Source organism: Nostoc sp. DSM 114161 (assembly GCF_052692665.1).
Genome location: NZ_CP195141.1, coordinates 5,076,050 through 5,099,993, shown reverse-complemented (window position 1 = coordinate 5,099,993; position 23,944 = coordinate 5,076,050). Strand labels below are relative to the sequence as shown.

Genomic DNA, 23,944 nt, shown 5'->3' with positions numbered 1-23,944 from the left:
AATAAAAACAAGCATAGAACAACAGAGCGTGAGATTTATTGTTAGGCGATGACTATTTTCATCGCTGGCGATCGCAAATTCTTTCCTCCTGCCTCCTGCCCTCTGTCTTTTTTTGGTCAACTTAAGCCTTGTATGAGTGGAGCAATGCGATCGCGCTAGGCTACTTTTTCTACCCAAAATTGAGTTTTTCATTTAAAAAGCCCTGAGAAAACCCAGGGCTTTGTTTTTTATACGCGGTTTATTAAATGCCACCCTAAAATCTTGGGCAGCGCTTTCTATACAGATAATCATCGCTCAATGGTTTGCAAAAAAATAGCGGGTAACTACCCAATTTCTACCCATCTTCATCTGGGTATTTGCTTAATATTTTCTTTATATTTGTACGCGCCTGTACCAAGAAATTACTATACGTAGCGCTCGTGGTAATTACAGGAGTTATGCCTGTTAAAACTTTTCTTTCAGGATATTTACTTATAATAATTCCAGCGATCGCAGTTATTCCCTATCCCATCATTTATGTCCATTGTTCAACTGATTGAACCAGTAGTCAAAGATTTAGGTGGTTTTTCTGTCCGCCGCAGTTTGCCATATCCCGATCGCCAAATGGTCGGGCCGTTTATTTTTTTCGATCATATTGGGCCCTCCGTTTTACCGCCTAACAAAGGACTTGATGTCAGACCACATCCTCATATCAATCTGGCAACGCTCACTTATCTATTTGATGGTGCTATAATGCACCGCGATAGTTTAGGTATCGTACAGGAAATTCAGCCAGGTGCAGTCAACTGGATGACAGCAGGCAAAGGGATTGTACATTCAGAACGCTCCCCCGACAGCGAACGTCATAACGAAGCCATGATTCATGGTATTCAAACTTGGATTGCTTTGCCTGTTGAACGCGAAGAAACCGATCCTTGGTTTATTCACTATCCCGCTCAAACCCTTCCTAGCTGGGAAGAGAATGGCGTTACCATCAAACTCATTGCTGGAGAAGCTTATGGTTACACCTCACCTGTGAAAGTTTTTTCACCCATCCTCTATTTAGATGTGGTGTTATCTGCCAATACTCACTTCACTATTCCTACTGGTTACTCAGAAATAGCAGTATACAGTGTTACAGAAGGATTGAGCATCAGCGATCGATTGCTTGAGCCATATAGCCTTGCCATCCTAGAGCCAGGTAATGAGATCGAGCTTTGTGCTGCTGTTAGTGCTAGGTGTATTGTGATTGGTGGCGAACCATTGGGTACACGCTACAAATGGTGGAATTTTGTTTCTAGCCGACGGGAGCGAATAGAGCAAGCAAAAGCCGATTGGCGTGAGGGCCGTTTTCCTACTGTGCCAGATGAAATAGAGTTGGCTCCACTGCCAGAAGTGTTGACAGAGGCTAACCCCTTATAGCTCAATACGCTTGGTGTTAAGGAAATTTATCTGTTAAGGGAGGCAGGGGAGGCAGGGGAGGCAGGGGGGGAGAAAAAGCTTAACACCAAGGGTATTGCGCTATAAGGCAATACCCTTGGTGTTAAGCGCGAAAGTAGGATGGGTTGAGGCAATGCATTACCCAACAAATCGCCAAGAACGTTGGGTTACCCTGCGGGATCTTGCTACGTTCCTTAACACTAAGCGTATTGCGTTATAATCCGCAAACTGCGTTTTTTAATGATATTCTTCTCACTGGCGAAGGTTCCCATTTCCGATTTTCGTCAATCTGCCAGTCAAAAACCTCAACCAATCAATCGAGTTCTTTGGTCAACTCGGCTTTAAGTTTAATTCTCAATTCAATGACGAAATTGCTAGCTGGATGATTGTGTCAGAAAACATTTTTGTTATGCTCTTCACCTATGATAAGTTTAAGATTTAATAATTAAATATAATTAAAAGTTTTAACAGCTAAAAACGAATAATTTAAGTTAGTAATTATCAAGTTTCGCTACATATTTACCATTACTCTAAGATTTATTATGTATGAGATGTCTAAATTATTTTCTATTAACGCTATTCAGTGCGTTTTTATGCATAGCTTTATCCTTTGTTTTGGCAAAACCTCCTGTTGTCTACTCTGCCATACAAAATTCCATCGAGCCAGTGCAGTGGGAAAAACAAGGAAATGGCGAAAACAGGGAACTGGTGAATGCTCAATCCCCGATTAGCCATTTTTTTCTACATCAGTTGTCTCAAACTCCTTTATCTTTGCATGACCTTGGCTCCCCTACTCCCAACTCCCTATTTCCTTTTAAAAGCCAAGTATCCCAGACGAAAAGCTTAGTGGAACGGGGAAAAGCATTGTACGACACTGGGCAATTTACTGAAGCGATCGAAGTTTTGCAACAGGCTGCTACTGCGTTTAGAGCCTCTAGGGATGGATTAAGAGAAGCGATCGCGCTGAGTAATCTCTGTTTAGCTTATCAGCAACTTGGTTTATGGGCTGAAGCTGAGGAGGCTATCGCGCAAAGTTTAAAATTATTACAGTTAAGCGAAAATACGGGCATTTTTGGCGATCGAGCGCAAATTCTTGCACAAGCACTAGATGTGCAAGGGCAGTTACAACTGGCACAAGGGCAACCACAAGCGGCCTTAACGACTTGGCAAAAAGCCGCTGATATTTATCAGGAGATAGGCGACAAGGCTAGATTAACTCGTAACCAGATTAACTATGCACAAGCCTTGCAAGCTTTAGGACTTTACCTCCAAGCTAACAAGATTTTAAACGAAGTACAGCAAACCCTTACAACCCTTCCAAATTCACTTCTGGTAGCTACAGGACTGCGTAGTCTTGGGAATGTCCGCCGAGTTGTCGGCGATTTAAACGTATCGCGCCTGGTATTGGGGAAAAGTTTAGCAGTGGCAAAGCGAGTGCAATCTCCAAAAGCGATCGCTGAAGCTCAACTGAGTTTAGGCAACACAGCCCTTGCCCAGCAAGACATTCAAGCGGCTCTACAATACTACCAGCAGGCTGCTACTGTATCTGTTTCCTCCATCACCCGCATCCAGGCTCACCTCAATTTACTTAGTTTACTTTTGGATCAAAACGCAAATAAAGATGCATTGGCGTTGTCGTCGCAAATTCAATCGGAAATTAGCAACTTAACTCCTAGCCGCACCTCAGTATATATTCGGATTAAATTTGCCCAAAGTCTGACAAAATTAAAAGAAAAAATTAGCATAGATACCCCCTCATGGCTGAACATTGCCCAGCAATTGTCCGCCGCTATCGAGCAGGCGCAAAGCCTACAAGACCTACGAGCAGAATCTTATGCTCAAGGTAGTCTTGGCGAGTTATATGAAAAAACCGGGCAGTTCTCTGATGCTCAAGACCTCACCGAGAAAGCTTTATTTATAGCGCAAAGTATTAATGCATCGGACATTGCTTATCAATGGCAATGGCAGCTAGGACGCATACTAAAAAAGAAAGGAGATATTGAAAGAGCGATCGCATCCTATAATGTCGCGTATAAAACTCTTCAATCTCTGCGTGGCGATTTAGTCGCCATCAATCCAGACGTTCAGTTTTCCTTCCGGGAAAATGTCGAACCAGTGTATCGAGAGTTAGTTGAATTGCTCTTGGAATCGCCCAAAGAAGGTATCGATCGAGACAACCTCAAACAAGCTCGTGATGTAATTGAATCTCTGCAATTAGCAGAACTGGATAACTTCTTTCGGTCAGCTTGTTTAAGTCCTATGCAGGAAATCGACCCAGTGGTTGACAAAAAAGACCAACGAGCAGCAGTTATCTATCCAATTATTTTGCCAGACCGCCTAGATGTTATCCTTAAGTTGCCTAATCAAGACTTGCGCCACTATAAGACTGTAATCACCAAAGAAAAAGTCGAAGCAACTGTAACACAGCTGAGAAAAAATTTACTAGATGTCAGTGGGACTTTTCAAGTGCAGCAGCAGTCTCAACAGATATATGACTGGTTAATTCGACCTACCCAAACAGAGTTAGCCAAAAGTGCGATCGAAACCTTAGTATTTGTATTAGATGGCGAGCTGCGGAATGTTCCGATGGCAGTTTTGTACGACAAACAGCAAGAGAAATATCTGCTAGAAAAATATGCGATCGCCCTAACGCCTGGTTTGCAGCTCCTCGATCCCAAACCTTTGCAAAAGTTAGAGTTAAAGGCTTTAACTGCTGGAGTCAGCGAAAAACGTCCAGTTGAAGGTAGAGAATTTCCCGCCCTCAAAAACGTACCGCGGGAATTAGAAGAAATTCAATCTGAGATACCCAAGAGTGAAGAACTGTTAAATCAAAAGTTTACCGAACCTAAGCTGCAAAACGAGTTACAAACAACTCCCTTCAATGTGGTTCATCTAGCAACTCACGGTGAATTTAGTTCCGATCCGGAAAAAACCTTTATTCTCACCTGGGATAAACTCGTTAAGGTCAAGGAATTTGAAAATTTATTGCGAGTTAACGACAAAAACAAATCTAGCAGCATTGAATTACTTGTCCTCAGCGCCTGTAAAACTGCTGAAGGAGACAAACGAGCCGCTTTAGGACTGGCTGGTATAGCTGTGCGGGCGGGGGCACGTAGTACATTAGCAACATTATGGTCAATAGACGATCGCTCTACCGCCGATGTGATGAGTGAATTCTACCGACAGTTAAAAGCTGGGGTGAATAAAGCCGAAGCGCTCCAGCGTGCCCAACTAAGTGTTTTTGCTAAAGACAACAGTCCATATTCATGGGCACCTTATGTTTTATTGGGGAACTGGCTGTAAAAGGGACTGGGGATTAGAAATTGGGGACTGGGTTTTCAAAGGAAAAATTTAGGACTTACGCATTGACAGGAAATGGACTATGTGCATTCCCTTAAAGGGAAGTGAAGCGGGATGAATTAGCATAGGTCAAAGCCTCATGCTGGGGAGCCTACTCCCAGTATACTTTGCCTATAAGAAGACATTCTCGACAGAGTTAAGCATCTAAAAATCCTTGAGTGAAACACTTGTCTAGTTATGTTTGAATGTCTAGATTGCAATAGGTGACAGTTTCCCTAGCATTACGCCAAGATACAAGCGAGAGCTAACTAACTTAACACCAATCTCATTCTTTAGTTGGAGGTTAGGTTTAGTTGAAAGCTTTAAGGTTCAGGTATTGATTTGTACTAGTTAATTTTTTTAGTAGTCTAGAAGGCTGATACGAAGGGTAAATTTTTTCAAGAGACTTCTACATGCCTTTCGCTAATAAGCTTTTATCCTACACTGTTCTCCGCTCCTGGTATTAGAGGATGTTTGAAAAGTCCTTTTGTCGGTAGCAAAACGTTCTAGCTCTCCCTAAATCCACGCCACTGCGATCTTGGGGGAAACCCCCAAGATCGCAGTGGCTCCTCTTAAAAAGAGGGACTTTGATTCTTGTTCCCCCCTTAAAAAGGGGGGTTAGGGGGGATCGACAAGTACCTAAAATCACACCCAACTACTTTTCAAACAACCTCTTAGGGTTTGGAAAACAAATTTGTCCAAACTGCGATAAACAAAGCACCATACAGCAAGCACGGGAAACAATAGACATGAGCCAACCAATTAAAGTTGAAAAGACGGTAACGATTAACAAACCAGCAGAGGAACTCTACCGCTTTTGGCATAACTTTGGGAACTTGCCGCGCTTTATGAAGCATCTCAAAGACGTAAAAGTACACAATAATAAGCGAACGCATTGGACGACCAGTGGGGCGTTAGGTGGAAGTATTGAATGGGATGCAGACATCATTGAAGATCGGGAAAACGAATTGATTGCTTGGGCTTCGGTTGAAGGTGCAGATGTTGATAACTCTGGTTCTGTCCGCTTCCAGCCAGCACCCGCCAATCGCGGTACAGAGGTAAAGGTCGTCACGGAATATAACCCGCCTGGTGGTGCGATTGCATCTGTGTTTGCCAAACTCTTCGGCGAAGAACCAGAACAGCAGATTGGAGATGATTTACGCCGCTTCAAAATGCTGATGGAAACAGGCGAGATTGCAACAACAGAAGGTCAACCAAAGGGAGGTTAAAGATTATGAAAGCAGTTTGCTGGCACGGTGCTAACGATGTACGAGTTGATACAGTACCCGATCCAAAAATCATCAATCCGCGTGATGCGATTGTTAAAATCACGTCAACGGCGATTTGCGGTTCTGATTTACATCTTTATGACGGTTACATCCCCACGATGGAAAAGGGCGACATCCTGGGTCATGAATTTATGGGGGAGGTCGTCGAGCTAGGCAGTGCCGTCAAGAATGTCAAAATAGGCGATCGCGTTGTCGTCCCCTTTACCATTTCCTGCGGCTCCTGTTTCTTTTGTCAAAAAGATTTGTGGTCGCTGTGCGATAACTCCAACCCCAACGGCTGGATACCGGAAAAACTGATGGGTCATTCTCCATCTGGTCTTTTCGGCTACTCCCATATGATGGGCGGCTATGCTGGAGGTCAAGCTGAATATGCCCGCGTTCCCTTTGCCGATGTCGGTTTATTCAAGATTCCTGATGGACTAACAGACGAACAAGTCCTGTTTCTGACGGATATCTTCCCCACTGGCTATATGGCAGCGGAAAACTGCGATATCCAGCCAGGAGATACTGTAGCGATCTGGGGCTGCGGTCCAGTCGGACAGTTTGCCATTAGAAGTGCATATATGCTAGGTGCCGAGCGCGTCATTGCGATCGATCGAGTACCCGAACGCTTACAGATGGCGAAAGACGGCAAGGCAGAAGTCCTTAACTATGAGGAAGTCGAGGTGGGTGAAGCATTGAAAGAAATGACGGGTGGGCGCGGTCCAGATGCTTGTATGGATGCTGTGGGAATGGAAGCCCACGGTACGGGTCCTGATGCGTTTTACGACCAGGTAAAGCAAGCGGTGCGTATGGAAACCGACCGACCCACTGCCCTAAGGCAAGTGATTGTTGCCTGCCGCAAAGGTGGCACTGTTTCGATTCCTGGTGTTTACGGCGGCTTTGTAGACAAGATACCGATGGGTGCTGCCATGAACAAAGCCTTAACATTTAAAACAGGACAAACGCACGTTCATAGGTACTTGCGCCCGTTACTCGAGCGCGTCCAAAATGGCGATATCGACCCATCTTTTGTAATCACCCATCGTCTGCCGCTAGAAAAAGCACCGCACGGCTACGAAATTTTCAAGCACAAGAAGGACAACTGTATCAAGATCGTGCTCAAGCCAGGTCAGGCTGCTTAAAACCCCACAAGAACACGAAAAAACCAAGTCTAGCCAACAGTTTAGGAGGTAGAGATGACACAAGAGCTCACAAATAAGAAAGTTGCCATTCTGGTTACAGATGGCTTTGAGCAAGTTGAAATGACTCAACCAAAGCTTGCCCTTGAGTCAGCAGGTGCTCAAACCTACATCATTTCACCTAAGAGCGATCGCGTTCAGGGCTGGAACCATTTTGACAAAGGGGATTTTTTCCCGGTAGATGTCCCCCTCGATCGAGTAAATCCAGCCGACTATGATGCCCTCCTGCTTCCCGGCGGTGTTGCCAATCCAGATCAACTTCGGACTAACGCTAAGGCGATCGAGTTTATAAAGTCCTTCTTCGATACCGACAAGCCGGTAGCGGTAATCTGCCACGGGCCTTGGACTCTGATCGAGGCAGATGTGGTGCGCGGACGGCGGATCGCCTCGTGGCCGTCGCTCAAGACCGATCTCCAGAACGCAGGTGCCCAGTGGGTAGATCGGGAAGTTGTAGTTGATAGCAACCTCGTGTCGAGCCGCAAGCCAGACGACATCCCAGCCTTCAACCGGGAAACGATCGAGTTGTTCAGCCATGCAGGGCAGGTACGGCAGATAGTGTGAGGACTCGGAGCGTTAATCAGGAGGACAGGTATGGAACAAGCAGGGGGAGTACAGAATGTCTTTTCTCCCTCTGCCTCAAGAGCTTCCCTAGCCCAAGGTGCTTGCCACCATGCAAAGTTTGCTTGGTGGACTACTAGGTCTAGTTGTATACATCCTAAGGAGAGCATTATGCGAATCGCTCAAGTTGCTCCATTGTGGGAACAAGTACCGCCTCCTGCTTATGGAGGAGTTGAGTTGGTGGTTAGTCTCTTGGCTGAAGAACTCATTCGTCGTGGTCATGAAGTGACTCTGTTTGCATCGGGTGATTCGAGTAGTTTTGCCAAGATAGAATCTGTTCACTCACAGGCATTGAGGTTAGACCCTACCGTTAAGGAACCAAGCGTTTACGAAACACTACAGCTAATGCGAGTGTACGAACAGGCGCACAAGTTTGATGTCATTCACTCTCACGTTGGCTACCCTGCCCTACCCTACGCCAGATTGGTGGAGACACCGACCATTCATACGCTGCATGGCATCTTGACACCAGATAATGAAAAGGTGTTCAAGTATGCTCGCTCTCAGCCGTTTGTCAGCATTTCCAACGCGCAGCGAGAACCAAGAGTGGGACTCAATTACGTTGCCACTGTCTACAACGGCATCGATCCAATGACTTACAAGTTTTACCCGCAGGCAGAGTCGTCTCCCTATCTTGCATTTCTGGGTCGAATGTCACCTGAGAAGGGGGTGCATTTAGCGATCGAAATTGCTAAACGTTCGGGCTGGCACTTAAAGATAGCAGGTAAAGTCGATGTAGTTGATGTGGATTATTTCGTGCAACGGATCAAACCTCACATTGATGGAACGCAGATTGAATACCTGGGAGAAGCTAACCATGCCCAAAAGAGCCTCCTGATGGGAAGAGCAGTTGCGACTCTATTCCCGATTACCTGGCGTGAACCCTTTGGACTGGTGATGATTGAGTCGATGGTAACAGGTACACCTGTGATTGCTATGAATTTGGGTTCCACCTCTGAAGTGATTGTTCACGGTAAGACAGGATTCTTGTGTCGCTCAGTCCAAGACTGTCTCTCTGCCATTGATAGAGTGCCTGAGCTAAACCGTTACGCCTGCCGAGAGCATGTGCTGAGAAACTTCACGATTAAGCAGATGACAGATGGCTATGAAGGTGTCTACAGCAAGCTTGCTAGTCGTACAACCGAAGACCTTAGTATGATGTACCCCGAAACCTGGACATAGTAATAAGATAGAGTCGTTGCTTACACAACGAGTAGAACTATGGAGACAACAGGAAATGCAGCATGTATACTCCTGAAAAAGACGCACTTGTCTCAATTACTAGAACAGAATTTAGGGAACTGCATTCAAGACATTGGGGGATTGAGTGTTACCACTCCAGCTTTAAACAAGTATGTGGTATTATTGGGAAGTTTATGGTGAGCCAGTGCGCCCTTGCGCTTAAGAGACTTGTACCGCTAAAGCGGAACCCGTACCACTCCGTGGAAGCAAGCTACGCGCAGCGTCTCCGTCAGGAGAAGGGTAGCAACTGGCGATCTTCGCAGCGTTAGCGACGTAGCGCAAAGTCTGATCGGAGGTTTCCGACCATCAGAACTTTGTAAGAGAGGAGCGTCACCCGTAAGGGTAAGAACAACTGAGGCAATTAAAACTCATTTCTTTAATGCAATTCGAGCTTTTACACAACTAGAATTAATGCGCTCCGAAGAGTTAATTAAAAATTGGTATGAAATCCAAAGGAATTTATCTGTTCAAGTAGCTCGTGATTTTATTCTAGAACACCTAACACAGAAGTTAGGCTTAACCACATAGTATCAACTTTCTGTCAATGCATAAGTCCTAAATCTTTCTAACTCCTTGAATAAGATCGCAAAAATTTAGACCTAATATACGGAATTTTGGCTGATGACACCGGATACACCGACTACCCCGGAAAAAATTTTATTGGATGGTAAAACTTTTATCCCCGCCGAGGAATTACCGATTCCTGAGTGGCCTTGTGTGGTAAGTGAAAGACCACAACCAACTCTGACGGTAAAGGATGATGATTTATTTTTAGTCACAGACACGATGGGAAATATCTCCGGCTGTTCCCTGAATGATGGGAACCCTAGCATGGGGTTATTTTGCGGTGATACCCGATTTCTTAACCGTTTAGAGTTACAAATTGATGGGCGATCGCCTGTGCTTCTCAGTAGTAGTGCGGAGAAAGGTTTTGCCCTGTCGGTTTTGTGTACCAATCCCAGAATTGATGACCGGATCAAGGCTGATAGTGTAGGTATTCGCCGGGAGTTGGTACTTAATGGGGCTTTGTTTGAAGAAATTGAGGTAGCAAATTATAGCACAACTACCGTTACTGTTGAACTCAGTATTAGCTTTGATGCTGATTTTGTGGATTTATTTGAAGTCCGGGGTTACGGCAGAGACAAACGGGGTAGACTTTTACGCCTAGTAGAAGCAACCTCTGAGGACGGAGGCAGCTTTCATGGTGATGCTGCATCTGTACATTTACCTCATCTCACTCATAAGGAAGAATCCTTAACCTTGGCTTATCAAGGTTTAGATGGCTTAATCATGGAATCGCGTATCCAATTCCAGAATCGCCAGCCGGACTATTTCAAAGGCTACACTGCGATTTGGCACATAGAATTACCTACCCACGCCACCCGAAAGTTAGCCTATCGGGTAAATATGTTTACTAATAACAACTCTAGCTCTAATGTAAGTGCGGCTGTAACTTTAGTCCAAGCCAAAGCCTCTGAGATGCTGGAGGAACAAAACTGGGTACAAAAAATTACCAATATCCGCGCTGATAAAAGTAACTTCAATCAGGTGATTGAACGTGCTGAACAGGATATGTATCTGTTACGCCAGTCTTTTGACAAATATAAAACGGTTTCTGCTGGTGTACCTTGGTTTTCCGCACTGTTTGGGCGAGATTCTCTCATCACCGCTTCCCAAACTCTGATGCTGAACCCGGAAATAGCCAAAGAAACCTTAATGTTGTTGGCTGCTTATCAAGGTAAGCAAGATGATGAGTGGCGCGAGGAGGAACCAGGAAAGATTCTCCACGAGTTGCGCTTGGGAGAAATGGCACGATGTCAAGAAATTCCTCACACCCCCTACTATGGTACGATGGATGCCACACCTCTATGGTTGATGTTGTATTCTGAATACTATTCTTGGACGCATGACCAGGAAACACTAGAACAGCTATGGCCTAATGCCTTAGCGGCGATGGAGTGGATAGACCGGAATATGCAGCCTACAGGCTATCTTACCTATCACCGCAGGTCTAAAGGTGGTCTAGATAACCAAGGTTGGAAAGATTCTGGCGATTGTATCGTAGACCGCAAGGGAGACTTAGCCACTGGCCCTATAGCTTTGTGTGAAGTACAAGCTTACGTCTACGCTGCTAAAGTCCGTTTGGCAGAAATTGCCAGGATAAAGAAGCGCCTTGATTTAGCCGAACGCTGGCAAGATGAAGCCAAAAGCCTCAAGGAGCGGTTTAACAAAGATTTTTGGATGGAAGACCAAGATTTCTGTGCCTTGGCTTTGGATGGGGCAGGTAAAAAAGTGGATAGTATCACATCTAACCCTGGTCATTGCTTACTTTTAGGTATTTTTAAACCAGAGAAAGCTTATAACGTAGCAGAACGTTTACGGGCCCGAGATATGTTTAACGGTTGGGGGATTCGGACTTTAAGTAGTTTGTCCCCAGCTTATAATCCAATGGGGTATCACATCGGCTCAGTTTGGCCTCATGATAATTCTTTAATTGCGATCGGATTGCGATCGCTCGGTTTAATCGACCAAGCTTTAGAAATTTTTCAAGGTTTGTTTGACATGACAAGCCAGCAACCTTACCAACGTCCCCCAGAACTATTTTGCGGCTACGAGCGTAACGGCCATCGCTCTCCTGTACAATATCCCGTTGCTTGTACACCCCAAGCTTGGGCTACTGGCAGTATTTTTTACTTAATACAAATGATTGTCAATTTAGTGCCAGATGCGCCAAACAACTGCCTGAGAATTATTGACCCCGCTTTGCCAGAGTCAATCAATAAGCTGTCATTGCACAATTTACAAGTCGGTACTACCGTTCTCGATTTAGAATTTGAACGTTCTGGTGGCACTACTGCCTGTCGGGTAGCGAAAAAACGGGGCAACCTCCGGGTAGTAATTGAGGCTTAATGTTGAAGCACTGTCAGTAGACCGAAAAGTTTGGCGATCGCTGCGTGATGAATAGCTGTATAAGTAGATTTCTGTTGAAAATTGGTAACTTTCAATGTCATCCCTCTTTTGTTTCCTTCGCTTTATTGTAGAACACCTAACACAGAAGTTGGGCTTGACTGCATAGTATCAACTTTCTGTCAATGCGTAAGTCCTAAAATTATGGAATTTGCTCTGCTTACTGCCAAATTTTGTCAGACTTCGCACTAACCCAATACCTAGTCCCAGAGAGGCGTTCCTATTTAATTGTTGATTGAACTGCACTGAGTTGGTATCTGCCAAGAATTGCGAGGTGTGGCGGTGGACGCATCAGCCGTGAGTACCACCTCACCTTTAACATTTCTCATCCACCCTTGTGCTTCCACAATAGGCGCTGGTGTTGGGCTAATTGTCTGAGTCGAAACATTTGTATTAGCACGGTTTTCATCCATCGGTTTCAGAGTTACCCAATCTACTTCAACAGCGTCACTGCTGAGGGGTTCGGTTCTAGGGTTTGGAGGTAAGCCGCCACGTCCGGTGATGATGAAACTGCTTTGATTTTGTGCTGAACGTGGTTGACAGACTTGGGATACTTGGTTGTCAAGTGGTGCGGCTGGTAAGTTAACCAACCCGCGATTAGGCTCGATATTCAGGGTGTTGATAGTTATAGTACCGCTTAAATTAGGACTGGTCTGGGAAATTGCCGTAATGTCGCTTGTTATTAATTGACGTGGATCTAAATCATTTGGACGCAATCTTTCAAGTTCTTGGCGAGTTAGCGGCGCGATTCCAAAAATATTAGTGGTGTTAATTGTGACTTGACCGCCACTGCCACTAAAGGCATTAGCGGTGATGTCGCTATTTTCATTGCTAGCGGCGGCAATGAAGCCCGACGGGGCATTGATAGTGATGTTACCACCGTTTCCACCCTGCTGTGCTGTGCCTGCATTTGTAGAAATTTGACTACCCTGACGCAGCAGTAGGATGTCTTTTAGCCCCAAGTTAATATTGCCGCCCTGACTGCTGAGAGTTTCTGCCGAAATTATCGCCTGATTCTTTAGGGTTATATTGTCTGCTTTAATATCAATATTGCCTCCTTCTCCAGTTCCTTGGCTATTGACTGCGATTTTTGCAGTATCTCGAACATTTAATGTTCTGGTGTTGACAGAAATATCACCACCCTTGCCTTGCGATCCGGAACTGGTGCTAGCAAATAGTCCACTTTCAGCGCCTAGATTGAGAATACTACCTCCAACTTGGCTATCTCCAAATCGGGTCAGTCTATCAGTGTAAGTGCGATCGCTGCCGGAAAGGGTGGCGCTGTTGGTAACATTGAGGCTAATGTTACCTGCTTGTCCGCTGCTAGTCGTACTTGTAATTACTTGTCCACCGTTAGTCGCTTCAAAGTTATCAGCATTAATAGTGACGTTACCTCCTGGTTTAGAACTCACGGTACGAGCATCTACAAGCGCTCCATCAGCTACTTGAAAGTCGGCCGTAGTAGCTATGATTTCGCCTCCTACTCCTGCGTCACTTACACTACCGGTAGATATTAAACTGGAAAATCCCTTGTTTCCTACCCCTTGCAAAGAGATAGTATTGCGTGCGTTGATGATGATATTGCCTGCATTACCTTGTCCTCGCGTAATAGCAAGCAGTTGAGCGCCATTGGTTACTGAGAGCAACCCAGTGGTAATACGGATGTCTCCGCCATTTCCTATGCCAGTTAAACCAACGTCGCTGAAGGCATCGCTGCCAAAGCTGCCATTAGTACTTCTGCCATCGAAAAAGACGCGATCGCGGGCATCAATAATGATATTGCCTGCATCACCTTGACCATCGGTAGTAGCAAACAGTTGAGCGCCATTGGTCAGAGCGAGGGAGGCAGCTGTAATACTAATGTCTCCGCCCTTGCCGATACCTCTTTTTTCTACATTGCTTGAGGCAGCAGTAGCAAAGTTGCCATCGCTACTTGAACCATCGAACCAAACGCGATCGCGGGCATCGATAATTACATTACCCGCATCTCCCTGTCCGTTAGTATTAGCAAGAATTTGAGTACCATTATTCACTAATAAATATCCAGTTTTCATACGTATGTCACCACCTCGTCCAGTGGCATTTTCTGATACATTAGTGCTGACATAACTGTTATTGCCATTGAGAGAAATACCATCGCGGGCATTGATAATGATACTGCCTGAATCCCCCACTCCCCCTGTTAAGACGCCTGCCTGAAGTTGAGCGTCTGTAAGTGAAAGTGAATCAGTGGTAATGCTGATGTCTCCACCTTGTCCCCTACCAGTTTTTTCCACACTACTGAAGATATAACTGTTATTGCCATCAAGGGAAACGCGATCGCGGGCATCGATAATCACATTGCCTGAATTGCCCCATCCTAAAGTGCCACCAATCAGAGCAGCGCCATTGCTAAGTAAAAGCGACCCGGTAGTAATGCGGATGTCGCCAGCCTGACCCCTCCCGGTTCCTGCGACACTGCTAAAGATATAACTGTTATTGCCATCGAGGGAAACGCGATCGCGGGCATCGATAATCACATTGCCACCATTACCCTGCCCCCCGGTGAGGGCAAGGAGTTGGCTACCATCAGTAACAGAAAGTGACCCAGTTGTAAAAATCAAGTTTCCACCGTTTCCAGTAGCATTAGGGTTTACCAAGTTGCCAATTCTGCTTGACTGCCTTACCCTAATTGCTTCTGTAGCATTGAGCGTAATATCTCCCGCTTGAGAACTAGCTGTTCCTTGCTCAGACTCTATTCCAGCACCCAAGCGTCCTTCAGAAATATCTAGATTCTGGGCGTTAATGGCAATGCTGCCGCCATCTTTTCCCATAACTGAAATCCTCGACCCATTGGCAATTGATACATCATTTCGCTTTATCCCATCAGGAAATCCTAAACGCAGTTTATTACCATCCGCCAAAAGTTCTACACTTCCCTCTCCCGAAACTCCACCTAACTCAACTTGACCGCCCTGAGCATATAGAATACTGTCATCTAGCTCTACTTCTCCACCCAGCAATGCCAAACTCTGACCTTCGTAAACACTCAAAATGCTACCCGAACTAGCGATCGGTGCAGCTGGGCGCTGTGAAGCCAAAAAGCCACTAGGATCGCCAACAATCCTCAGCAAACTATCAGCGCCTCTGGGATTGGTTGCACTGAACTGTCCACCGTTAGGAAACACTATTGCATCGAGAGTAGTGGCAATAAAGGAACCTCTAGTTGAACCACCAATATTTAATTGGGCATTGGGGCCAAAAATGATACCTTGAGGATTGATTAAAAAAAGATTCACACTACCGCTAGAGGTGCGGATTAGCCCGTCAATCAAAGAAGGCGTACTACCCGTAACGCGAGATAAAATGTTTTGGATGTTGGCAGCACTTTCAAAAATAGCCGCCTCGTTTGTATTGAGATTGAACTGCCCAAAGCTATGAAAGAGATTATTACCAACGGTTTGACCGACTGTTTGGGGAATAACGTAATCAGGCCCAGTCAATGTTTGTGCGGGGCCAAGGGTGCCATCTAAAGTAATGCTCTGAGCCTTGGCACAATTTCCAGAGGCGATTATCGCTCCTCCTACCAGTAATAATTTTCCTAATGCCAACCAACATCGCCAGTATGGAGTTATCCCCGACATACTACAGCCCTCAAAAGTAATAATTGTCAGCCTCTATTTTTCGGAACCATAACGCCCAATAACGGGCGCAGAGGCAAATTCTGATAAACCAACAGCTGTTAATAAATTAGTCCAATCATTGAGCAACACGCGATCGCCTGGATTATGACGCCGCATGTCAGCTAAATTAGTTAAGGCATCCTGCCAAATATAGTTGACAGCATAGGCAATATATTCCCCTGGTTTTGTCGTCTTTAACTGATTTTCAAGCTCGCTCGTTAACGCCACCCGTTGCACCCATGCTTTAACATAAAAATACTCAGATGTAGTTTGGGGATTACCACAAAAAACTTTGAAGTACCATTGATATTTGTTGTCTTGCTTCAAAGCATATTGCGGACTTGGCGGTAAATTAATGCTGATGACACCAGATTTTTTAGGCAGCGTTAAAGGCGTGCGGTAGATGTCTTTGCCCTTTTCATCTTGAAATACAAACTCTCCAGTGCCTAAGTTAGGTAACTGTGGTAGATAAAACCAAAAAGTGGGATACTCAGAGACTGTTAATGCCAAGAAAGATTTTGATTCATCTGAAGTTTCTTCACCAGGCACTAAAGCAGTAATAGGCGTTTCCAGATTTGGGCATTCAGTCCCAGTACGCCTTGCGCCTCCTTGGCGGCGACCAATGGGTGCGCCATTGCGGGGAAATTTCAATTGTGCAAGGCGGTTTTGAGTCTTAGGTACAACCTTTTTCACGGGTTGGGGAACTTGTGCATTTATTTGTGTAGGATTCGCAATACTAAGCAGTAGCAAAGGCATAATGCAAGTTTGTAATAAGCGCTTTAGTCTCAAAACATAAACTACAAATCCGTTAAATTTTAGTTGATAAATTACTAGTTTTTTCTGGTTTTGAGGTAGATTATTGCTGGTCATCATTCAGTGCCAAAATATTTGATGTTATTTCTGAAATAAGGCTGGAAAAACTGAATCATTTGTGCGTAACCTCCAGACAACAGCCGTAGCTGTCAAGACTAATGCCAGTACAGGGGGCACAAACGGTATCCACCCCGCTTGTGTAAAGATGCCAAAGCAAATTCCAAATAGTGCTAACAGCGCCGCAGATATCCCTAATCCAAGGTACAGAGGTTTTGAGCAACGCCATGCTATAATTCCTCCGGTCAATGACCATCCCCAGATCCAAAGGGCTTCAAGCCATCCAGACCACCACCAAAACAAAGGTTTACGATCCTCAACGGCACTAAGAATATGGCTCACCATCTGCGCTTGTACGAATAATCCTTGTATTTTCTTTTTTTTGTCAGGGGTTTTCCAATAATCAGCTTTATTACTTGGTGCAGTAACACCAATCATCGCAATCCGATTTTTTAATGACTCGACTAACTCAGGGTTAATTTGGTCATTCAAAACATCTTTAAGAGATACTGTCTCGGCAATTTTTTCATTAGGACGCAAAGAACGATAATTGAGTAGGACTTGGTAACCGGATGCATCAATTCTTTGGTAGCCACTTGAGTGTTCTTTTAATGGTCGAAACACAACATTACCAATCTGCAAATATCCTTCAGAATTAATCTCTGCTTGAATACCTTTAGCTTGCAAATAGTGACGTGCAAGCTGAAGACTAAAAGCATCTGCCGCGGCACATGGCGATTCTAAGGGAGGAGTTAAATTCAACAATTGGCGGCGGAGAATTTCATCATCGTCTGCAACAAAATCACTAAAACTCTGGCGTTCTTGTGGAACTTCTTCGGGGGGATGAATGCCATCAGGTTCGCCATCCAAATCAGCAGAAACTTTGCATACTGTAAAAATGCGATTATCTTGTTGTAGCTGAGTAACTAAATTTGGAAAATTGGGTTCTACAGGAAAATCGCGATAAATATCTATACCGATAGTTGTTGGTTGATACTGCTCTAATTTTTGCAAGAGTTGAGCCAATGCTCGATCCGAAAGCGATCCTCTGCCTTTCATGCCTTGCTGGTTTTGATAATAAATATCAGCCTCACCAATAGTAACTATTAATAGGCGCGGATCTGACCTTTCCCAAGGCGATCGCATTTGCATGAAATGGTCATAACTTTGCAATTCACTTTGTTGTAACATCCCTAGATAACGCGCTCCTATTACACTTGTTGTTACAAGTACGCTAACCAAAATTATGGTCAAGAAAATACGTTTAAACTCAATTTTTTGAGAGTAGAAATTTTTCCAAGTTGGTGGTGTAATTCTAGGGTTTTGAAAAATTACTGGCAACCAAGTTGCATTCGGAAATCTATCCTCTAAGCCTTGCAACTTTTCCCTTGCTTCTCGTAATGCTAGATAAAGAGATTTATCGCTAGAAAAACCGATCAGAAAATTCTTTAAAAATTCTTGCGCCACTTCATCTGGCACGGGTTCGCGCATAACAATCATCTGGGGAATATGCAAACAAACAAGCTGTGATGCTAATCCCAAACCATCGCAAGAGTTAAAAATTGCTAATTGCAAACCTTGGGCGATCGCACTTTTTAAACCATTCTTTAATTCATTAATTGCTAATTTATCAGTTTGATTAATATAAATTTGCCCTTTCCCATTAGCATTTTCACTATGTCCTGCAAAAAATAAAATATCCCATTGCTGCCACAAATAATTATTTAGCTCATTGCGTTGAGGTTCTACTAAAAAAACTATTTCGGAATTTGGCAAATTTTCTAATAATTGGCGGTCTTTTTGAATATCGATTCCAATACTATTTCCCAAAATCGCTAAAATTCTTACTTTTGGCTTGTGCGATGCTGTATTGGGTATTTCAAAAGCTGTTGCAGTCAAAGCGAATTCTGCTTGGGAGTATCTGTTAAAAAAATCCCACAAATGCCAAGGAAGCCTATGTAGTTGCGGATCGTCGGTGCGGATTAAAACGCGAATTATTTCATCTCTGTTTAATTCTTCACGCAATGTATTATTGATAGGGCGAAATTCCTGAGAGTCAAGCCATTTTTGCAGGCGATCGCTTAATAATTCAGATGACTGGCGACATTTTTCAATTTGACTTTTGATAGAACCATCATAAATAATTTCTTGGGGTTTTATCCGGCTAGCTATCCCCAAATTTCGGTATTTCTCTTGCCACTGATTTAAGTCAGCAATCAAGTCCGGACATGGGGGTAAATTACCAGAAATTTCTAGTTTTGGGCGAACATTTTCTGCTCCAATTTCCAGTGTCACGCGATAACCGTGTTCTGACAAATTACCATCTAGTTTCAGAACAACTAACTTTGCCATATACCCATTTGAAATTAGGGATTTTAGATGATGAAAATAACACTACCAGATACTGAAACTTTGTTACAACGCCGATCAACAATAATCTATCTTAGGTGAGTATTACAATAAATAATAGTATTCCTTTGTACTGATTTTCAGACTGTAAATGCCTCTGTAAACTTGACATCACCCAAGGCAATTTTAATGCTAAAATGCTCTCCTAGTTCGCTACTAAAATTTAGTTGAATACTCTTAGTGCTCCTTGCCGTAGCTTGCATCACAGAAGTGCCTAAATCGTCCAACACCATGACTTCAAGTTCTTCTGGCAGATACTTTTGGCTACTAGCTGGGCAAACTTTCACGCAAATGTTTATTTCTTGTTTGCTAACAGGTATCAACCCGACTATTAAAAATATTGGTTTACTTTCTGATTGTTGCCCTAAGTCCAGCAGTATACCTTTTTGGACGCTAATATTTGAATTATCTGAACTTCGATCTAAAGTTTGTTCCGTAGATCTAAATTTAAAAGCTACTTCTGCTGGTTGGGACAAAAGTGATTCAACCGTTTGCCAACCCATTTCAACAACATTGATTAACCAGTTACTCAGGTGGATTGGTTGTTTTATATTTTCAGACGTTTTACTTAGTTGTAAGATAAATTCTTCGAGCGATCGCAACTCATTTATAGCTACACAACTCGATTCATTCACAGTTTTCATAAATCCTAACAAAGTTGCTTTTCTTAGCGATTCATCAAGCTGTACAGCTACATAAGCAATTCTGTCCGAGCAAACTTCTGGTGGAATCTGAATAATCTTTTCATTTGGTAATACTGGAAGGCACTCGATCTTACCTTTACCAATGACTTGTAAATCAGCAACATCCATTACTGTTTGCATAGCTGGGTTCCAACTTAAATTCCCCGACAAATTTGTTTCAATTCCCATGCAATGCAGGTAAAATTTCACCGCAGATACCGCTAAAGTATTGAGATAAACTCGCTTGGCTTTTACTGGATTGCTATGTTGGGAACGAAACTGTTCTGCTAGTGCGCGATCTGACAAACTTATAGGTACGCTAAAGGTTAAAGATTGTGAAAGGTTTTTCATCATTTATTAATCTCTAATTGTAAGTTATATCATTAACACAATACTCTTTTAATCTTGAAGAAAATTTATTTATACATCGATAATAGAAACTACTAACTGTGGGAGTTTTTATTTGAAATTCAGCAGAAATATCTTTCCAAGATTTTCCTAAGAGTCGTCGCTTTGCCAATGCTTGAAAGTTAACTTGAGGGCGTTTTTCTATATGTTCGTTTTTAAACATATCTTCTGGATCTGATTCGATACATTCTTGTAATATTTCTGTCAGATTTTTTGGTTCTTCCGGTGAGGCAATAAAATTATCAAGATCGGTAATAGTTATTATTTTTAAACGTGGCGAATTTTGGCATTTATTAATAGCATCTTTAATAAATCGTCTTTCTAAAAGCACGTTAACCCAGGCCATGACACTACCGCGTTCTGCGTCGTATTTATCAATTTTTTCGCAAATATAAAGCAAAAGTTCCTGACGTGCCTCATCATAAATATTTTCATATACAGTTGCTGGAAATTGACTTTTTTGGGGATGGCCAAGCCTAGAGGAGCGTACAATGCCATTAACAAGCTTTGTTAGAGCGAGTTGTCGTTCTGGCGATCGCGGCGGATATTTTTGAGCCGAAGTAGCCAGTTGTAATAAATATGAATCTAGTTCATCTTGTTCGGGATGATGCATCTGAGACTCCAAAAGCGAAACTGAATCTCTATTTTTGTCTCGCTGTCTGGCTTGAAATTTTATGCAAAACAATTCTTTTCGTCACGAATGTTTACATTCAGAGGTTTTTACCAGCACAATTCCCCTACTTTCATAGAATTCATCAGTTTAGAAGATATTTAGTAAAGTTTTGTAATAAAAATCTATCACTTCGCGTAAAAAAAGTTGCAGGAGCAAGAGAAACAACTAGAACAACGCATCAGTAAATTAATAGATCGTTACAGAAGCTTGTTCTTGCCTAAAACTAATAACTACACTTTAGGAGGAGGCAATGAAAAAGATTTTAGTGATTGAAAATGAGGTAGAAAGCCGAGATATATTTTTAGACAGTTTAGAGATAAAAGGATTTGAAGCGATCGCTGCGGAAAACGGTGTTGTTGGCGTTCAAAAAGCACAAGAATATTTACCAGATTTAGTAATTTGCGACATTCTAATTCCGAAGCTTGATGGTTATGGCGTCTTAAGAACGCTACGCCAAAATCCCGCTACAGCAATTATTCCGTTCGTATTTCTCACGGCTGAGGCTACTCAGGCTGAGGTTCGTCAAGGAATGAATTTGGGAGCCGATGACTATCTAATTAAACCCTTTACGGTAGAAGAAGTAATAAGAACGATTACTGCTCGACTGCAAAAACAGGAAATTCTTCAACAGTGGTATGCTGCACAGTTTCAGTACTTAAAAACACCATCCACAGCTAATACTGAAAACTCGATAGAACCGCATTTAATTTTTCCTAACTGTTCTCAACTAAGTAAAGTCTTCGACTTTATAGAGACTAATTTTCATCAGTCTATTGGTTTATGCGATGTGGCTCTTGCAGTTGGTTACTCTCCAGCTTATCTTACCAGTCAGGTGAGACGCTTGACGGGACGTACAGTCAACCGTTGGATTGTCGATCGCAGAATGGCAGAGGTATGCTTTTTACTTCAAAAAACCGAGCAGCCAGTAGATGCGATCGCTCAGGCCGTAGGCTATCAAAATGCAGTTCATTTCTTCCGTCAGTTTCGCCAATATCATGGAACTACGCCCCAAGCTTGGCGCAACGCCCAACGTCTGCAATGCAGTGCCAAGCATAACTGAAAGAATTGTTAGTCTTACGAAAAAATTGTACATTGCGTCCGAATTTAGTGTTTTCTACACTACGAAGATATTGCTATGTCTGAGCAGATACTTCAGCGACAAAGCAGAGATGAAAATCAAGCATTTGTATCGGCTTTTTTACCCAATTACCTGGTCTATTAGGACTAAACTTTCGGTAGCACTGCTTTGTGTTGCCCTCATACCGATGAGCTTCACCACTTATCACAGCTTACAACGAAGTCTCAAGAATGCAGAGGATAGCGAATACCGCAAACTAGAACTTTTAGCTACCAGTAACGCTAATCGTCTCGATCAACTAATCGTTGATATCCAGCGCGTTGCAGTGCAAATCAGCACAGATAAAGATGTGGTGAGTTTTTTAGCTTCTACCACACCCCAGAAGCAAACAGCTTTTCGATCTTCGATGCAGCGATCGCTAGACAATGTTTTTCGCTCTAATCCTGACTATGATGTAGTTTATATCATGGATAGAGCAGGACGCTGCCTCGCTGCCACCGATCCAACATTCATCGGTCAAAACTACGCCTATCGAGAATACTTTCAACAATCGCTTCGGGGACGCCCTTATGTTTCTAGCATTTCGATTGGGACAACAAGCAAACGCCCAGGCATTTACTTTTCTAACCCCGTGCGGTCTGTTGGCGGCACAATTGTAGGGGTGGCAGTTTTAAAGATTAAGGGACAAGACATTTGGGCAATTGTAAATGCACTACACGCAGGTTCTCTTAGCGATGCCTTTTTGATTGACGAGCATGGAATTATTATCAGTCACCCCGATAAATCCTTGCTTTACCATAGCCTAGCTCGTTTGCCCCCAGAGAAACTCAAGCAAATTGAGAGCGATCGCCTTTATGGCCTCAATCAGATTCAAAGCCTAGAAATTCCAGAGTTAGCAGCAGTGATGGTGAGAGCTAAACAACCCGGTCATACTAGCTATTATTCACCGTCAGAGCAGATGCACCAAGCGATCGGCTTTGCACCCTTGGATGAAGAACCTTGGGTTTTGGGCGTTACCAAACCAATTGCCCAATTTTCTGCTCCCCTAAATCGTCTGATCTGGCAGAACATCCTCAGCTTACTAGCAGTGGGAGCGATCGCGGCGATCGTAGCACTGTTCTTAGCACAAAGCATTGCTAAACCGATTCGTGTCCTTACAAAAGCAGCCAAAGCACTAGTACAAGAAGAAGATTTTAATACTCAAAAATTAATTGAGGCAGGAAGTACAAATGACGACATCGGTCAATTAGTGCGCGTTTTTCTGGAGATGTCTCAAGAGGTGAAGGCGCGAGAGCAGAAGCTAAAACAGCAAGTTAAGGAACTGCATATTGAGATTGACGAAGCTAAAAGAGTTAGTCAAGTAGCTGAAATTACTGAGACAGATTACTTTCAGCAGTTGCAAAAAAAGGCGCGAAATCTCAAGGCTCGAAAGGTAGAAGCTCGTGAAACTGAAACAGACTACTTCCAACAATTGCATAAAAAAGCACAAAAGCTCAAGAGTCGCCCCTTATAAGGCGATCGAATTAACTCATATGGAATCACTACTAGTCATTGAATTACCCCTCCCTAACCCTCCCCTTGTAAAGGGGAGGGAACTAGATTTCTTTTTCCCCCCTTTCCAAGGCTACGGTGTATACACAAGTCTCAAATAGTTGATAAATCCTGGTTTTACCCCACCCTAACCCTCCCCTTATAAAGGCTACCGTGTACGCGCAAGTCTTTTAGACTTGTTGTGTAAGACACAGAAAATTAATTTTTGCTCTTCGATGCAACAAAAGTGCAAGGCGATGCAACAAAGGTGCAAGGCGATGCAACAAAGGTGCAAGCCAATGCAACAAAAGTGCAAGGCGATGCAACAAAGGTGCAAGTCAATGCAACAAAGGTGCCAGCCGATGCAACAAAGGTGCAAGTCAATGCAACAAAGGTGCAAGCCGATGCAACAAAGGTGCAGGTCAAGAGACTGTGTGTACACCGTAGCCTTATAAAGGAGAGGGAACTAGATTTCTTTTTCCCCCCTTTATAAGGGGGGATTAAGGGGGGTAATTCTACTTATGTATACACGGTAGCTTTCCAAGGGAGGTAATTCTACTTGTGTGTACACCGTAG

Annotated in this window: 14 protein-coding genes and 3 pseudogenes; 12 read left to right on the top strand and 5 right to left on the bottom strand. The window is 43.5% G+C overall.

Features of this window, described 5'->3' with window-relative positions:
- Positions 1 to 516: 516 nt before the first annotated feature.
- From NSTC745_RS21810 to NSTC745_RS21770, 9 genes and pseudogenes are all read left to right on the top strand, one after another.
- A complete protein-coding gene (locus tag NSTC745_RS21810; RefSeq protein ID WP_445632810.1) occupies positions 517 to 1,401 on the top strand; it encodes a pirin family protein in 885 nt (294 codons plus the stop codon).
- A 564-nt stretch (positions 1,402 to 1,965) separates the two neighbouring features.
- Positions 1,966 to 4,722 carry a CHAT domain-containing protein gene (locus NSTC745_RS21805; protein WP_445632809.1) on the top strand — a complete coding sequence of 919 codons (2,757 nt, stop codon included), beginning with the start codon at positions 1,966 to 1,968 and terminating at the stop codon, positions 4,720 to 4,722.
- Positions 4,723 to 5,465: 743 nt separating this feature from the next.
- Positions 5,466 to 5,987 (top strand): annotated as a pseudogene (locus NSTC745_RS21800) (SRPBCC family protein); the annotation flags it as partial.
- 5 nt (positions 5,988 to 5,992) lie between these two features.
- Complete coding sequence (locus NSTC745_RS21795) at positions 5,993 to 7,171, top strand: zinc-dependent alcohol dehydrogenase (protein WP_445632808.1); 1,179 nt, start codon at positions 5,993 to 5,995, stop codon at positions 7,169 to 7,171.
- 54 nt (positions 7,172 to 7,225) lie between these two features.
- Entirely contained in the window at positions 7,226 to 7,789 is a 564-nt protein-coding gene (locus NSTC745_RS21790; RefSeq protein ID WP_445632807.1) for a type 1 glutamine amidotransferase domain-containing protein, read from the top strand.
- 168 nt (positions 7,790 to 7,957) lie between these two features.
- A complete protein-coding gene (locus NSTC745_RS21785) occupies positions 7,958 to 9,028 on the top strand; it encodes a glycosyltransferase family 4 protein (protein WP_445638656.1) in 1,071 nt (356 codons plus the stop codon).
- Positions 9,029 to 9,090: 62 nt separating this feature from the next.
- A pseudogene (locus NSTC745_RS21780) lies at positions 9,091 to 9,210 on the top strand (IS701 family transposase); the annotation flags it as partial.
- A 217-nt stretch (positions 9,211 to 9,427) separates the two neighbouring features.
- Positions 9,428 to 9,616 (top strand): annotated as a pseudogene (locus NSTC745_RS21775) (IS701 family transposase); the annotation flags it as partial.
- Positions 9,617 to 9,709: 93 nt separating this feature from the next.
- Positions 9,710 to 11,998 (top strand): amylo-alpha-1,6-glucosidase, encoded by a 2,289-nt coding sequence (locus tag NSTC745_RS21770; protein ID WP_445632806.1) that lies wholly within the window; start codon positions 9,710 to 9,712, stop codon positions 11,996 to 11,998.
- Positions 11,999 to 12,279: 281 nt separating this feature from the next.
- On the opposite strand, the gene NSTC745_RS21765 is transcribed toward NSTC745_RS21770, so the two are convergent.
- From NSTC745_RS21765 to NSTC745_RS21745, 5 genes are all read right to left on the bottom strand, one after another.
- The gene (locus NSTC745_RS21765) at positions 12,280 to 15,678 is read right to left on the bottom strand and encodes a two-partner secretion domain-containing protein (protein WP_445632805.1); all 3,399 of its coding nucleotides are present in this window, start codon (positions 15,676 to 15,678) and stop codon (positions 12,280 to 12,282) included.
- Positions 15,679 to 15,711: 33 nt separating this feature from the next.
- Complete coding sequence (locus NSTC745_RS21760; protein WP_445632804.1) at positions 15,712 to 16,473, bottom strand: DUF928 domain-containing protein; 762 nt, start codon at positions 16,471 to 16,473, stop codon at positions 15,712 to 15,714.
- Positions 16,474 to 16,611: 138 nt separating this feature from the next.
- A complete protein-coding gene (locus NSTC745_RS21755) occupies positions 16,612 to 18,939 on the bottom strand; it encodes a CHASE2 domain-containing protein (protein WP_445632803.1) in 2,328 nt (775 codons plus the stop codon).
- A gap of 137 nt (positions 18,940 to 19,076) precedes the next feature.
- Entirely contained in the window at positions 19,077 to 20,033 is a 957-nt protein-coding gene (locus NSTC745_RS21750; RefSeq protein ID WP_445632802.1) for a DUF1822 family protein, read from the bottom strand.
- A gap of 10 nt (positions 20,034 to 20,043) precedes the next feature.
- The gene (locus tag NSTC745_RS21745) at positions 20,044 to 20,700 is read right to left on the bottom strand and encodes a sigma-70 family RNA polymerase sigma factor (RefSeq protein ID WP_445632801.1); all 657 of its coding nucleotides are present in this window, start codon (positions 20,698 to 20,700) and stop codon (positions 20,044 to 20,046) included.
- 310 nt (positions 20,701 to 21,010) lie between these two features.
- Here NSTC745_RS21745 and NSTC745_RS21740 point away from each other — a divergent pair, with 310 nt between their 5' ends.
- From NSTC745_RS21740 to NSTC745_RS21730, 3 genes are all read left to right on the top strand, one after another.
- On the top strand, positions 21,011 to 21,820 hold the full coding sequence (locus NSTC745_RS21740; RefSeq protein WP_445632800.1) for a response regulator transcription factor: 810 nt from the start codon (positions 21,011 to 21,013) through the stop codon (positions 21,818 to 21,820).
- 109 nt (positions 21,821 to 21,929) lie between these two features.
- Complete coding sequence (locus tag NSTC745_RS21735; RefSeq protein ID WP_445632799.1) at positions 21,930 to 23,351, top strand: cache domain-containing protein; 1,422 nt, start codon at positions 21,930 to 21,932, stop codon at positions 23,349 to 23,351.
- Positions 23,352 to 23,594: 243 nt separating this feature from the next.
- Positions 23,595 to 23,861 carry a hypothetical protein gene (locus tag NSTC745_RS21730; RefSeq protein WP_445632798.1) on the top strand — a complete coding sequence of 89 codons (267 nt, stop codon included), beginning with the start codon at positions 23,595 to 23,597 and terminating at the stop codon, positions 23,859 to 23,861.
- Positions 23,862 to 23,944 lie beyond the last annotated feature (83 nt).